This window comes from Pseudomonas costantinii, from assembly GCF_001870435.1.
In the GTDB taxonomy this organism is placed as follows: Bacteria; Pseudomonadota; Gammaproteobacteria; order Pseudomonadales; family Pseudomonadaceae; genus Aquipseudomonas; species Aquipseudomonas costantinii.
In genome coordinates, this window is sequence record NZ_MDDR01000018.1 from 25984 (window position 1) to 38951 (window position 12968).

The window sequence follows — 12968 nt, forward strand, 5'->3', positions numbered from 1 at the left end:
TGCTTGGCGCTTATGCCTGGCGCCTGGTGATCTGCATGTCGTCTTCGCTCAATCTGCCTATTCAGGACTTGTACTGCGAACACCACGGATGGTTGTACCGCTGGCTCGACCGCAAGCTGGGCAACGCCAGTGATGCGGCCGACCTGGCCCACGACACGTTCATGCGCCTGCTGACCCGCCAGCACAGCGCCGGTTTTGGCAGCGAGCCGCGTGCGTTGCTGACCCATATCGCCAAGGGCCTGATGATCGACAGCTGGCGCCGCCAGGAAGTCGAGCGCGCTTACCTGGAAACCATTGCCCATCTGCCGGAGCAGGAAGTGCCGTCGCCGGAAACCCGCTGGCTGATTCTTGAAACGCTGTACCGCATTGAAGCCATGCTGCGCGATTTGCCCGAGAAAACCCGCCAGGCATTTTTGCTGTCGCAGCTCGATGGTTTGACCTATCAGCAGATCGCCGATCAATTGAAGGTGTCGCTGGTTTCGGTCAAACGCTACATGCGCGAGGCTTTCCTGGCTTGCCTGAGCGTGGCATGAGCCCGTCGATCGACCCGCTGATCCTCGGCGAAGCTGCCGATTGGCTGGTGCAGTTGCAATCCGGCAGCGCCACCGACGAAGACCGCCGCGCCATCGCCCAATGGCAGGGCCGCAGTGCCCAGCACGCCCAAGCCTGGCAGCGTGCGGAGGCGATTCTGGGGGACTTTGACAGCGTGCCGGGGGCGATTGCCGGGGACACGCTCAAGCGTATCGGTCGCAAAAAATCCCTCGGCCGGCGCCAAGCGCTCGGGTTGCTGCTACTGGCGGGCCCGGCGACTTGGCTGGCTTATCGGCATACACCGTGGCGGCAATGGACGGCTGATCAACACACGGCCATCGGCGAGCAGCGCAACCTGACGTTGCCGGACGGCACACGCTTGCTGATCAACACCGGCAGCTCGCTGAATATCGTATTTACCCAGCAGGTTCGGCGCATTGAGTTGCTGCAGGGCGAAGTGATGATCACCACGGCCAAAGATCCCGCGCCGCCCCACCGGCCCTTTATCGTACAGACCCGTCATGGCACTGCCCGAGCCTTGGGCACGCATTTCAGTGTGCGGGTGGGCGAGCAACGCAGCCGCGTGGCGGTGATCGAAGGCGCGGTGGAAATACTGCCGGAGTACGCCATCCGTGGCGTGATTCTCAAGGCGGGTGAGCAGAGCGCGTTTGGCAGCGATAGCGTGGCGGCGTTGGAGCCGCTGGATGTCAGCGCGACGACGTGGGAGAACGGCATGTTACTCGCCCAGCAAATGCGCCTGGCAGATTTGCTCGAAGAATTGGGCCGCTACCGCTCCGGCGTCTTGCGTTGCCACGACAGCGTAGCGGGCTTGAGTGTCTCCGGGGCGTTCCCGTTGCGCGATACCGACGCCAGCCTGCGCCTGTTGCAGGAAACCTTGCCGGTAAAAGTCAGCAGTTTGACTGGCTACTGGGTGACCGTTGAGCCGCGCTGAAATTATTTTCGACGTCTACTGATACCTTTTTCGTTGTCGCCCGGTGTAGAGGAGAACCCTCAATTTTTGCACCGCGCCGACAGGAATGCCCATGATCTCCAGACCGCTCCCACACTGCCGCCGTCCCCTGAAGGCGTTGAGCCTGGCTGTTGCGCTTACGGCCTTGGCGCCGCTGCACAGCGCCGTGGCGGCGGACGCTGTGTCGACCAGCGCGGCGCGTAGCTACACCCTTGCGCCTGGTCCACTGGGTAATGTGCTGGCGCAGTTTGCGGCGCTGTCCGGCGTGCCGTTATCGTTTAATTCCACGCTGCTTAACGATCAGCAAAGTGCCGGACTGCACGGCAACTTCACCGCGCAATCCGGGTTTATGCAGTTGCTGCAAGGCAGCGGCTACACCGTGCAAAGCACTGGTGCCAATGGTTACACCGTGGTGCCTCAGGCCAATGGTGATGCGCTGGAGCTGGGCGCGACGACGATCAGCGGCGAGGCGAGCGGGGCGCAGGCGGACACCTACGGCGGAGGCCAGGTGGCGCGTTCGGCCCGTTTGGGGGTGTTGGGCAATCGTTCGATCAATGATGTGCCGTTCAGCGTGGTCAGCTACACCGCCAAGACCATCGCCGACCAGCAGGCTCGTACAGTGGGGGATGTGCTGCTCAACGATGCGTCGGTGCGCCAATCGTCCGGGTTCGGCAACTTCGCGCAGATGTTCATCATTCGTGGCCTGCCGTTGAATACCGATGACATCGCCTTCAACGGGTTGTACGGCGTGCTGCCCCGGCAGATCATCACCACCGAGGCCCTGGAGCGCGTCGAATTGTTCAAAGGCCCCAACGCCTTCGTCAACGGTGTGTCTCCGGCCGGCACGGGGATTGGTGGCAGTGTCAACCTGGTGCCCAAGCGCGCCGAAGATGTGCCAACCCGCAGCGTGACGCTGGACTACGCCAGCGACGGCCAGACCGGCGGCCACCTCGACCTGGGCCAGCGCTTTGGCGAAGACAATCGCTTCGGCGCTCGGGTCAACCTGGCCAAGCACGGCGGCGACACCGCTATCGAGGATGAAAATAAAAGCTCACAGTTGATCGCCGTGGCCCTGGATTACCGTGGCGATCGCCTGCGCGTTTCCACCGACGTCGGCTACCAGAAAGAGCGCATCAACAACGGCCGCGCGGTGGTATACCCCAACGGTACCCAGGTGCCCAAGGCGCCGTCGGCCACGCACAACTATGCGCAGGACTGGAGTTGGTCGGAGTTGGAAGACACCTACGGCATGTTCAATGCCGAATACGACCTTAATGAAATCTGGACGGCGTATGTGGGCGGCGGCGCCAAGCACACGCGGGAGAATGGCCAATATTCGTCGCTGTATGTGGGCAACGACGGCAGCGGGCGGGTGGGCTTTTTGTATTCGCCCCATGATGAAGATAACAAGAGCGCCATGGCCGGGTTGAATGGGCATTTCAACACCGGGCCGGTGACCCATCAGATGAACTTCGGCTTGTCGGGCATTTGGGGTGAGCAGCGATCGGCGTTTGAAGCGATCCTGCAAGCCAACCGTGTGCCCGGCAACCTGTACAACCCGATCCAGGTGCCACGCCCGACCGTGACTTACTTCGGCAGTGATATTCACGACCCGCGCATCGTCGGCAAGAACCGCATCAAGAGTGCGGCGGTGTCCGATACACTGGGCTTTGTCGATGATCGTGTGCTGCTGACCCTGGGTGTGCGTCGCCAGACCATCGAAGTGGATGCCTGGAACACTACCAGCGGCGCCCGCACAGCCAATTATGCCGAGTCGATTACCACGCCGGTGTATGGCCTGGTGGTCAAACCGTGGGAACACGTGTCGTTCTACGCTAACCGTATCGAAGGCCTGGCCCAGGGCCCGACGGCACCGTTGACCAACGTCACCAACCCCGGCGAAGTGTTTGCGCCCAGCCGCAGTAAACAGACCGAGGCGGGGGTCAAGCTGGACTGGGACAGTTATGGCGCCACCCTGGGCGTCTACCGCATCGAACAGCCAAACAGCTCCACCTCGCGGCTGCCCGGCAACACCCGCGACACCTTCAGCGTCGACGGCCAGCAAATCAACAAGGGCGTAGAACTCAACGTGTTCGGTGAGCCAATCGATGGCCTGCGTCTGCTGGCCGGTGCGACGTGGATGGACACCGAGTTGACGAAAACCTCCAATGGCCTCACCGATGGCAACCGCGCCGCTGGTGTACCGCGCTTCCAATACAACGTCGGTGCCGATTGGGACGTGCCGGGCATTCAGGGCGCGGCGCTCAACGCGCGCATGCTGCGTACCGGTGGCGAGTACGTCAACGCCGCCAACACCCTGAATATCCCGGCCTGGACCCGCGTCGACCTCGGCGCCCGGTATGGCTTCAAGGCTGATGACAAGTACATCACTCTGCGCGCCAACCTCGAAAACGTGGCGAACAAGGCGTACTGGGCTTCGGCGTCGACGGCCAACAACTACCTGACCCAAGGCGAGCCGCGCACGCTCAAAGTCTCGGCGACGGTAGACTTCTAAGCGGTAAAGGTTGTCCACTGTAGGCGCGAGCTTGATCGCGCCTACAGCACGAGGAGACCCCCACTTTGAGCACGTCTGAACACACGCCACACACCGTCATCGACTTCTGGACAGCGGCCGGTCCCAAGCGCTGGTTTGCCAAGGACGACGCGTTTGATGCGATTTTTCGCGACACCTTCCACACGGCCCATCTGCAAGCGGCCAGGCGCGAGTTGGAAGGCTGGTTGGATTCGGCGCAGGGCGCGTTGGCCTTACTGATCCTGCTGGACCAGTACCCGCGCAATGCCTTTCGCGGCACGGCGCATATGTTTGCCACCGACCCGTTGGCGCGTTTGTATGCGCACCGGATGGTCGATGCCGGGCTGGACCAGTTGATTGAGCCCCAGTTGCGCGCGTTCTGTTATTTGCCGTTTGAACATTCGGAGGAGCCGACGGATCAGCAGCGCTCGCTGGCCCTTAATCAGCACCTGGATGCCAACACCTACCACTGGGCCAAGGAGCACGCGGATATCATCGAACGGTTCGGGCGCTTTCCCCATCGCAACGAGGTGTTGGCCAGGCCAACCACCGAGCACGAGCGCGAGTTCCTCAAGGCCGGTGGCTTCTCAGGTTAAGTGTCGGCTTGTGCCAGGGGCTCTTTGGCGCCTGCCGGGCGAAAGCGCCGCAGCCCCTTGAGGTCGACCGCCCAGCGCAATGCTTCGGTGGCCGAGGGGCGCGGGCCTTGGGTGATTGCGTTGTCATCTCTGGTCAATGTGCCGAGATAACCCTGGGCACCGCCGCGCTCGCTCCAGTAGTGGATGTGGCTGAACCAGGACCGTGCAAGCCAGCCTTTCCACTTGGCCACGCTTACCGGCAAATCCAACACGCCTGCGCCCATCACCGGCTTGACCGGGCCGCCGACGATATCGCCAAACAGGCCGAAAGGGGCAGGGAAGTAGAGGTTGGTCCAGCGCGTGACGGCAAACGCCGCGGCGTGGTGCAGGTATTGTGGGGTGAAGGGTTTTTGCCCGAGCATCACCGGCTGGCGGGCGTTGTAGCCATAGCCCTTGGTGTCTTCGGTGGGCGGGCAGGCCGGGGCTTCGCGGCGTTCCATGCGCTGCTTGAAGTCACTGACACTGCGGCCCAGCAATAGACTGGCGTGGGCCATCGGGCTGCCGACGGTGACCAGGTCGGTGATGCGCCATGGGTTACCCAGGCCGCGTTGTTCGATAAACGCCTCGGCTTGCAGCTCGCGAAACTTCAAGGTGCTGCTCAGGCTGCCGTCGAGGGCGGCGCCGGCTTTGCGCAGGGTTTCGTTGATGACCGGTTGCAGCGGTTCGTGATTGGCGTATCGCGCAGCCAGCTCCAGGTTGCTGGGGTTGACCTTGGTCAACTGGTCGTGATGTTCATGCCACAGGTAGCCGACGATATCGTAGGCAATTACGCTGCCCAGGCTATGGCCGACAACGATGATGCGGTCATAGTCACCTTTGTTGTGCAGCGCGCGCAGCAGTGCCACGCCATCGGCACGAATCTGTTCACGTACCACCACATTCTGCGGGTTGGGACTGAGGTAACGGGCCGCGTCGCCGAGGTAGGACAGGGCGGAATAGCGCAACCCCAAGCCGATGGCGCCGAGCAGCAGCGGGACCAGCGCGAAGGGGTTGCTGTTGTGATCGAATTTGCCCCAGGCCGTGGCGAGGGTGCCAGTGGCGAGCAGCAGCAGGAGCACGATCACTGTCCAGCGTGTGGTGCGCCAGATCGGCACGATGGCGTCAGGAATATCGCGGCGCGGGCGCTTGAAGATATCCCACAGCCAACCCAGCAGATGGCCCACCTTGGTGCCCTGCATCTTGTGGGCCCAGTAGTACTCGTAGAAATCCGTGGTGTTGCGCCCTGAGGACTTCAGCACGCGAAGGTCAAAATTGCGCGACAGTCGGTCCGGCTTGCTCCAGTAGAACGGCGTGCCGTCGGGCGTGTCTGCCGGGATCATCGCTTCCACGAAGCCATGCAGGGTATCCATTGGGCGCTGTTCGCCGATGCCGTGGATGACGACGACTGCTTGTTTCATGAACGGATCATTCCTTGACGGCCGATAAGGGCAGGGCGATTTCGCAGAGTAGCTAATCGATAGCATTTTGCCATTGCTGTTGGCATTCCCGCCAGGAATGCCCCCATAAAAACCGCGCATTGTCTTTATGGCCGCACATCTCGTAGGTTGGGCTTTCACTCAAGGAGACCCACCATGAACCCACCTGCGTTACGCCTCTATGTTGATGCCCAGTTCACCAGCCCCTACGCGATGTCGGTGTTCGTGACCCTGCTGGAAAAAGGCCTGGCGTTCGAGACCGTCGCCCTGGACCTGGACGCCGCGCAAAACAGGGCTGCGGACTATGCCCAACTGTCGCTGACGCAACGGGTGCCGACTCTGGTAGAAGGCGACTTTGCCCTGTCGGAATCCTCCGCGATCAGCGAATACCTGGAGCAGGTTTACCCTGAAACGGCGGTGTACCCGGCCGACCCAAAACAGCGGGCGAGGGCACGGCAGGTTCAGGCATGGCTGCGCAGCGATTTGCTGCCGATTCGCCAGGAGCGCTCGACGCTGGTGGTGTTTTACGGTGAAAAAATGCCGCCGTTGTCGCCGGTTGCCGAAGCGGCCGCGCACAATTTGATCCGCGCGGCGCAGGCGCTGTTGGTGGGCAATCCGGCGTACCTGTTCGGCGAGTGGTCGATTGCCGACGTGGACCTGGCGGTGATGCTCAATCGCTTGATTCTGAACGGTGACAGCGTGCCGGCTGAGTTGGTGGATTACGCCCGGCGCCAGTGGCTGCGGCCGTCGGTCCAAGCATGGGTCAACCTGCAACGCCCCGCGCTGTAACCCGACCATTCATCCTCCGCGAGGGGTGACGCCCTTGACAGGTGTCACCCAGCGGGCAAATACTCTCGCCATATTCATATATATGACTAAATAACAAAGTGAATGTGGCCCATGAATACGCTGTCCAGTGATGCCCGCCTGCCGCTTTATCAACGTCTGCGCGACCAATTGGTTGACCAGATCGCCAATAATCGCTGGCGCCCCGGTGAAGCCATTCCCACCGAAGCGGTGTTGTCCGCCGAGTACGAGCTGTCCACCGGCACCGTGCGCAAGGCGGTGGATGCGCTGGTGAGCGAGGGCATCCTTGAGCGTCAGCAGGGCCGCGGCACGTTTGTGCGTCGCCCACAATTCCAATCCTCCCTGTTTCGTTTTTTCCGCTTTCAAGGCCCCTCCGGCGAACGCCAGGTGCCGGAGAGCCGGATCCTGTCCGTTGAATCCCTAGCCGCGCCGTCGGCAGTCAGCGAGGCACTCGGCCTTACGCCTGAGGCCCAGGTGATTCGCATCGTGCGTACCCGTTTGCTGGACGTGCAGCCGCTGCTGGCTGAAGAAATCTGGCTGCCACGCGCGCGCTTCCAGGCCTTGCTCGACGTCGACCTGGCGCAACAGGGGCCGTTGCTCTACCCGATCTATGAAAGCGTTTGCGGGCAAGTGGTGGCCTCGGCCGAGGAAACCCTGACCGCCGAAGCGGTCAACGAGGTTTACGCGCGCCTGCTGCAGGTGCCGGTCAACAGCCCGGTGGTGGTGATCGAGCGGCTGGCCCGGGATTACGCCGGGCAACCGCTGGAATGGCGACGCTCGCGCGGGCACGCCGAACACTTCCGCTACCGCGTGGATATTCGCTGAAGTCAGGGGCCAGACGCTTCTGGCCCCACCCCCTTGATGTTTGCCACCACTGGCCCCGTTACGGCGCGGTTCGCGCTCGGCCGCCTTGCGTTTGACCTATAAGGATAAGAAATCATGTTCAGTTGGTATCGCCAAGTCACTCCTCGGGAGCGCAAAACGTTCTGGGCCTGCTTCGGCGGATGGTCCCTCGACGCACTGGAAGTGCAGATGTTCGGCCTGGCGATCCCGGCGCTGATTGCCGCGTTTGCCTTGACCAAGGGCGATGCAGGGCTGATCAGCGGCGTCACGCTGGTCACCTCGGCCATCGGCGGCTGGGTCGGCGGCACGCTCTCCGACCGTTACGGCCGCGTGCGCACCTTGCAGTGGATGATCCTGTGGTTTTCGTTCTTCACCTTCTTGTCGGCGTTTGTCACCGGCTTCAACCAGTTGCTGATCGTCAAGGCGCTGCAAGGTTTCGGCATCGGCGGTGAGTGGGCGGCGGGCGCGGTGTTGATGGCCGAGACCATCAACCCCAAGTATCGCGGCAAAGTCATGGGCACCGTGCAAAGCGCCTGGGCCGTGGGCTGGGGCGTGGCGGTCGGGGTGTTTGCGCTGATCTATTCGCTGGTGCCCCAGGACATGGCCTGGCGGGTGATGTTTGTGGTGGGCCTGCTGCCGTCGTTCCTGATCATTTGGGTGCGGCGTAACGTCGAGGAGCCCGACAGCTTCCAGCGCCTGCAAAAAGAACAGGCGATCCCGCAGAGTTTCTTCAAGTCCCTGGCGGGGATCTTCCGCCCGGAGTTGATCCGCGTCACGTTGTTCGGCGGCCTGCTGGGCCTGGGCGCCCACGGCGGTTACCACGCGGTGATGACCTGGCTGCCGACCTTTCTCAAGACTGAGCGCAACCTCTCGGTGCTCAACTCCGGTGGCTACCTGGCGGTGATCATCTTCGCCTTCTGGTGCGGCTGCGTGGTCAGCGGGTTTCTGATTGACCGTATTGGCCGGCGCAAAAATATCGTGCTGTTTGCGCTGTGCTGCGTGGTCACCGTGCAGGCTTATGTGTTCCTGCCGTTGAGCAATACCCAGATGCTGTTTCTCGGTTTTCCGCTGGGCTTCTTTGCCGCCGGTATTCCGGCCAGTCTGGGGGCGCTGTTCAACGAGCTGTACCCTGCGGATGTGCGGGGCGCCGGGGTGGGCTTTTGCTACAACTTCGGGCGTGTACTGTCGGCGGTGTTCCCGTTTCTGGTAGGGCACATGAGTGACTCCATGTCCTTGGGCTCGGCCATCGGTATTGATGCCGGAATTGCCTACGGTGTCGCGGTAATCGCTGCACTGTGCCTGCCGGAAACCCGTGGCCGCACCCTCGAAGCTGCGCCTGCGGACAGTGAGCCGGTCGGCCAACGCGCCCAGGCTTGAACCCCTTTATTTGTGAAAGACGAAACCATGCTTGATAACCGCACCACGCCCATCACCGGCATCGACGCCCATGCCCATGTATTCAGCCAAGCGCTGGCACTTGCCGGCGAGCGCCGCTATACCCCCGGCTACGACGCCACGCTGGCGGATTACCTCAAGCACTTGCACGCCAACGGGTTGAGCCATGGCGTGTTGGTGCAGCCGAGCTTTTTGGGGGCTGACAACAGCTATCTATTGGCCGCCTTGACGCAGGCGCCTACGCAACTGCGCGGTGTGGTGGTGGTTGAGCGTGATGTGAGTGTTGATCGCTTGCAGGCCATGGCCCGGCTTGGTGTGGTGGGAGTGCGGTTGAACCTGGTCGGCCAGCCGCTGCCGGATTTTGCCGAGCACGGCTGGAGAGTGTTTTTCCAACGGATTGCCGAACTGGGCTGGCATGTGGAATTGCATCGCGAGGTGCAAGACCTGCCACACCTGGTGCGTCAGATGATGCCGTTCGGGGTCAAGTTGGTGATTGATCACTTCGGGCGCCCTGATGCGCGACAGGGCGTTGAGCAGCCCGCGTTTGTCGAGTTGCTGGAGTTGGGGGCAAGTGGGCTGGTTTGGCTGAAGGTCTCCGGCATCTACCGATTGGCCGGCACCCCGTCGCAGAACCTTGCGTTCGCGCGTGAGGTCATGCCCTTGCTGGAACAGAGCTTCGGCCTGCACCGCCTGGTGTGGGGCAGTGACTGGCCGCATACGCAGCATGAGGGGCATATCGACTATGCCAGCGTGGTGGAGCAGCGTCAGGCGCTGGGTTGGTCGCCGAAGGTTGCGCGGGCGCTGTTGATCGACACCCCCAGTCAGTTATTCGGCTTCCAGCACCTGTAGCCATTCTTGGCCCACGCGCCGGTCCAGGTCCTCCCAATCGGCCATGCCCAGCACCCGTGTGGTGTTCAAACCGCGCAGGTAACCGCGCAGTTGCTGGGCGCTGGCGTAGCGCTGATCCGCGTCGGCCGCCTCATCCTGCAGCACGTTCTCATAGTCGACCAGGTAATCGGCGACCCGCTCGCGAAACTCCGGCAATACGGCTTCGCGGATGCGATCGAAGGTTTTCTGGTGGGGTCTCATGGCGTGGTCCTTGTAGGTTTTATGGGGTTTGGATGCCTGACACTATCGGTTCAAATGATAGTCACCATCAAGGATCACACGTTCTGTTTTTTCAGGAAAAGTGGAAAATAGCCCCATCGAGACGCGGCTCAAGGAAATGCGCGATGAGGACGATTATCCAGTTTGGTTTAATGATGCTGATGCTCGGCACAGCAGTGCTGACGAACCCGGCAATTGCCGATGAACTGCGTACAGGCCATTTGCTGCCACTCGTGGGTAGCGTAGACTCCCTGCAGCACGCGCAGTCGGTGGGTGTGTTGTACAGCGATAACACCCGCGACAACCTCAGCTACCTTGAACGCTACCACGCCATGGCCTTGAACGGCGCCAAGGATGCCCTTGATGGACGCATCCGCGAAGCGTTCGTCAACAGCTCCGATCCGGAACTGGCCATCGATTGGTTAATGAACTCGTTGCAGGGCACTTTTCGCATAGTAACGGTCTATAGCAGCCTGGATGAGTTGGTGCAGGCTCACCCCGATGTGGTGGTGGTGCTCGATACCCATAACCAATTGCTGACTCAGCGTAACGACTGGGTCGAGGCGAGTTTTACCGCGCGGTTCTATGACGCGAACCTGCAATACATCACGAAGGCCGAAGGCTCGGTGCACAAGCAGGTGTCGTCGGTGTGGGTGCATGACAAGGCGGCTCCCGAGATTGCCGCACAGATTGAACAGCAGCGTGATGTACAGCTCGATGCCTTGAAGCAGTTTGATGCGTCGCTCAAGGCGTTAGTCCGAGCGAGTTGATGTGACTTTTTCTTTTTATATTCAGGATTTTCTATGCGCTCCTTTTTCGTCCCGGCCCTGGCCTTTACTTCTTTGTTGCTGACCGGTTGTATCTCTGCTCCCAATGCTCCGACCTTGACCCTGCAAACCAGCAAGACCCCCGAAGGCTATGTGCAATGCGTATTGCCCAAGCTTGAAAAGCACGGCATCACCTCTACCGTGACGCAGAACTCGCGCCACGCCAAAGTGGTGTTGACCAGCAAGATTGCCGCCGATGATGTGCTGGAGGCCTACAAGTCCCAGGACGGCACCAAGGTGTTCCTGTACGAGCGCAAGCCGCTGGCTTCGGCGATCACACCGTCGCGGCTGGAGTTGGCAGCGCAAGACTGCAAATAACCTCAGGCCATACACAAATGAAAATGTGGGAGCGGGCAAGTCGAATCGTCGCACCGCCGCTCCCACATGTTGCTTAGCGTTCGACTTAAGGTTTTGGCTCGTTGCTGAAGCTATCGACGGTCTTGACCAGCCCCTTGGCAGCCAACGCCACCAACTCTCCGCCTTTTTCTACCGTGGCCAACGCCGGGTCTGACCCCATGCGCCCATCGGGGAAGCGTGCGCGGAAGTCCAGCGCCTCACGGATCGGCCCGGTGTTGGCGATTTGCGGCGAATAGTCGGCGGACTTGATCGACTCCGGATACGCCCATTGCGTCACCGCAATTTCCGATGGCGTGGCATGGCTGCCGTGGCCTACGGGGAATTGGCGGTGAGCCAGGTCGTTGACGCCTTCCAGATCCCACCAGTTCACCAGCTTCAGCGCGAACCCGGCCGGGCGGCGGGCGTAGCTGGCTTCGGCGTACAGCTCGGAAAATGCCGCTTCAATGGTGGCGATGTTGCCGCCATGACCGTTCAGAAACAGGATCTTCTCGAAACCATGTCCGGCCAACGAGCGCACCCAGTCGCCAATCGCGGCGATAAAGGTGGAAGGGCGCAGGGAAATGGTGCCGGGAAAGCCCAGGTGGTGCTGGGCCATGCCGATGTTGAAGGTCGGGCCGATCAGGATGTCGGTATTCTTCTGCGCCTCATGGGCGATGATCTCCGGGCACATCCAGTCGGTGCCCAGCAGGCCGGTGGGGCCATGTTGTTCGTTGGAGCCGATGGGAATCACCACCGTGCGGCTGCGTTCCAGAAACTGCCCGATCTCGATCCAGGTGGACGTGTGTAGAAGCATTAGACGCTCTCTTTTATCTGTGGGGACAGGCTAACCACCACGGATTGTACGACTACTCGCCACTTGTTGGGGCTTGCAGTTGAGGTACGTCGACGACTTCAGCCAACGCTGGTCCGGGTACCAGGAAAACATGAACTGCCCATCCTTGAGTTTGTCTACCACCTGGCGCGCCACTTGCGGGCGCACGGCCGGGCAACCCTGGCTGCGGCCGATACGGCCTTCGCGCTTGCTCCACGCGGGGTTGACGTAGTCGGCGGCGTGGATGACCAGCGCGCGGTCGCGAGCCTGATCATTGAAACCGGGCTCCAGGCCGTCCATGCGCAATGAGTAGCCATGGGTGCCCAGGTAACTTTCCTGAGTGCGGAACAAGCCCAGGCTGGACTGGTGGCTGCCCTCACGATTGGAGAACTGGGTGGCGAAGTTTTCCCCGGACTTGGCGCCGTGGGCCACCAAGTCACGCAGTACCAAGGTTTTTTTGCGTAAATCGAAGATCCACAGCCGACGGGCGGTCGATGGCTGGGAGTAGTCAATAACCGCTAGGCGATCGGAACGGTCCTCGCCGTTATTGACCGCGCACTGCACAGCGCTCAGGGCGCTTTTCAGTACAGTGGGATTGAGTTCTGGAGCCGAGCGCGCCAGGCTGCTATACAAAGAAGGTGGGTTGCTATTGGCGGCGAGCGCAACAGTGCTCAGCGCAGTCAGGGTCACGGTGATCAAACCGAGGCGGCCTATAAAAGTCAGCATCTACAAAGCGT

The 12968-nt window shown here is 61.4% G+C and carries 14 protein-coding genes; 10 read left to right on the forward strand and 4 right to left on the reverse strand.

Annotated elements, in window-relative coordinates:
* Window positions 1–35: 35 nt before the first annotated feature.
* The 4 genes from BFL40_RS09975 (at window position 36) to BFL40_RS09990 (ending at window position 4630) form a co-directional block, all read left to right on the forward strand.
* The gene (locus BFL40_RS09975) at window positions 36–533 is read left to right on the forward strand and encodes a sigma-70 family RNA polymerase sigma factor (RefSeq protein ID WP_071483818.1); all 498 of its coding nucleotides are present in this window, start codon (window positions 36–38) and stop codon (window positions 531–533) included.
* Window positions 530–1483: a FecR domain-containing protein gene (locus BFL40_RS09980; protein WP_071483819.1), complete on the forward strand. Its 954-nt coding sequence runs from the start codon at window positions 530–532 to the stop codon at window positions 1481–1483. Before BFL40_RS09975 ends, BFL40_RS09980 begins: the two co-directional genes overlap by 4 nt.
* Before the next feature lie 91 nt (window positions 1484–1574).
* Window positions 1575–4016 (forward strand): TonB-dependent receptor, encoded by a 2442-nt coding sequence (locus BFL40_RS09985; protein WP_071483820.1) that lies wholly within the window; start codon window positions 1575–1577, stop codon window positions 4014–4016.
* Between the two features lie 65 nt (window positions 4017–4081).
* A complete protein-coding gene (locus BFL40_RS09990; protein ID WP_071483821.1) occupies window positions 4082–4630 on the forward strand; it encodes a DUF924 family protein in 549 nt (182 codons plus the stop codon).
* Here BFL40_RS09990 and BFL40_RS09995 read toward each other — a convergent pair.
* Complete coding sequence (locus tag BFL40_RS09995; RefSeq protein WP_071483822.1) at window positions 4627–6066, reverse strand: alpha/beta hydrolase family protein; 1440 nt, start codon at window positions 6064–6066, stop codon at window positions 4627–4629. The two genes, BFL40_RS09990 and BFL40_RS09995, sit on opposite strands and share 4 nt — an antisense overlap.
* A gap of 174 nt (window positions 6067–6240) precedes the next feature.
* Between BFL40_RS09995 and yfcF the strand changes: the two genes are divergently transcribed.
* The 4 genes from yfcF to BFL40_RS10015 all read left to right on the forward strand — a co-directional run bounded on the left by yfcF (window position 6241) and on the right by BFL40_RS10015 (window position 9978).
* Window positions 6241–6873: a glutathione transferase gene (gene yfcF, locus BFL40_RS10000; protein WP_071483823.1), complete on the forward strand. Its 633-nt coding sequence runs from the start codon at window positions 6241–6243 to the stop codon at window positions 6871–6873.
* Between the two features lie 111 nt (window positions 6874–6984).
* Window positions 6985–7716, forward strand: coding sequence for a GntR family transcriptional regulator (locus BFL40_RS10005; RefSeq protein WP_071483824.1), 732 nt, complete (start codon window positions 6985–6987; stop codon window positions 7714–7716).
* A 114-nt stretch (window positions 7717–7830) separates the two neighbouring features.
* The gene (locus BFL40_RS10010) at window positions 7831–9111 is read left to right on the forward strand and encodes an MFS transporter (RefSeq protein WP_071483825.1); all 1281 of its coding nucleotides are present in this window, start codon (window positions 7831–7833) and stop codon (window positions 9109–9111) included.
* A 27-nt stretch (window positions 9112–9138) separates the two neighbouring features.
* Window positions 9139–9978, forward strand: coding sequence for an amidohydrolase family protein (locus tag BFL40_RS10015; RefSeq protein WP_071483826.1), 840 nt, complete (start codon window positions 9139–9141; stop codon window positions 9976–9978).
* Here the strand turns inward: BFL40_RS10015 and BFL40_RS10020 are convergent.
* A complete protein-coding gene (locus tag BFL40_RS10020) occupies window positions 9955–10218 on the reverse strand; it encodes a lipase chaperone (protein WP_071483827.1) in 264 nt (87 codons plus the stop codon). The two genes, BFL40_RS10015 and BFL40_RS10020, sit on opposite strands and share 24 nt — an antisense overlap.
* Window positions 10219–10361: 143 nt before the next feature.
* Between BFL40_RS10020 and BFL40_RS10025 the strand changes: the two genes are divergently transcribed.
* Both BFL40_RS10025 and BFL40_RS10030 read left to right on the forward strand, forming a co-directional pair.
* Window positions 10362–11006, forward strand: coding sequence for an ATPase (locus BFL40_RS10025; protein WP_071483828.1), 645 nt, complete (start codon window positions 10362–10364; stop codon window positions 11004–11006).
* A 33-nt stretch (window positions 11007–11039) separates the two neighbouring features.
* A complete protein-coding gene (locus tag BFL40_RS10030; protein WP_071483829.1) occupies window positions 11040–11381 on the forward strand; it encodes a hypothetical protein in 342 nt (113 codons plus the stop codon).
* 85 nt (window positions 11382–11466) lie between these two features.
* Here the strand turns inward: BFL40_RS10030 and BFL40_RS10035 are convergent, their stop codons facing one another.
* Window positions 11467–12213 carry a creatininase family protein gene (locus BFL40_RS10035; RefSeq protein ID WP_071483830.1) on the reverse strand — a complete coding sequence of 249 codons (747 nt, stop codon included), beginning with the start codon at window positions 12211–12213 and terminating at the stop codon, window positions 11467–11469.
* Between the two features lie 30 nt (window positions 12214–12243).
* Complete coding sequence (locus BFL40_RS10040; RefSeq protein ID WP_071483831.1) at window positions 12244–12957, reverse strand: murein L,D-transpeptidase catalytic domain family protein; 714 nt, start codon at window positions 12955–12957, stop codon at window positions 12244–12246.
* Window positions 12958–12968 lie beyond the last annotated feature (11 nt).

Excerpts from the sequence above, each read along its gene's own strand:
- BFL40_RS09975 (WP_071483818.1), top strand. The coding sequence starts at position 36 with ATGTCGTCTTCGCTCAATCTGCCTATTCAGGACTTGTACTGCGAACAC.
- BFL40_RS09980 (WP_071483819.1), top strand. The coding sequence starts at position 530 with ATGAGCCCGTCGATCGACCCGCTGATCCTCGGCGAAGCTGCCGATTGG.
- BFL40_RS09985 (WP_071483820.1), top strand. The coding sequence starts at position 1,575 with ATGATCTCCAGACCGCTCCCACACTGCCGCCGTCCCCTGAAGGCGTTG.
- BFL40_RS09995 (WP_071483822.1), bottom strand. The coding sequence starts at position 6,066 with ATGAAACAAGCAGTCGTCGTCATCCACGGCATCGGCGAACAGCGCCCA.
- yfcF (WP_071483823.1), top strand. The coding sequence starts at position 6,241 with ATGAACCCACCTGCGTTACGCCTCTATGTTGATGCCCAGTTCACCAGC.
- BFL40_RS10005 (WP_071483824.1), top strand. The coding sequence starts at position 6,985 with ATGAATACGCTGTCCAGTGATGCCCGCCTGCCGCTTTATCAACGTCTG.
- BFL40_RS10010 (WP_071483825.1), top strand. The coding sequence starts at position 7,831 with ATGTTCAGTTGGTATCGCCAAGTCACTCCTCGGGAGCGCAAAACGTTC.
- BFL40_RS10015 (WP_071483826.1), top strand. The coding sequence starts at position 9,139 with ATGCTTGATAACCGCACCACGCCCATCACCGGCATCGACGCCCATGCC.
- BFL40_RS10020 (WP_071483827.1), bottom strand. The coding sequence starts at position 10,218 with ATGAGACCCCACCAGAAAACCTTCGATCGCATCCGCGAAGCCGTATTG.
- BFL40_RS10025 (WP_071483828.1), top strand. The coding sequence starts at position 10,362 with ATGAGGACGATTATCCAGTTTGGTTTAATGATGCTGATGCTCGGCACA.
- BFL40_RS10030 (WP_071483829.1), top strand. The coding sequence starts at position 11,040 with ATGCGCTCCTTTTTCGTCCCGGCCCTGGCCTTTACTTCTTTGTTGCTG.
- BFL40_RS10035 (WP_071483830.1), bottom strand. The coding sequence starts at position 12,213 with ATGCTTCTACACACGTCCACCTGGATCGAGATCGGGCAGTTTCTGGAA.
- BFL40_RS10040 (WP_071483831.1), bottom strand. The coding sequence starts at position 12,957 with ATGCTGACTTTTATAGGCCGCCTCGGTTTGATCACCGTGACCCTGACT.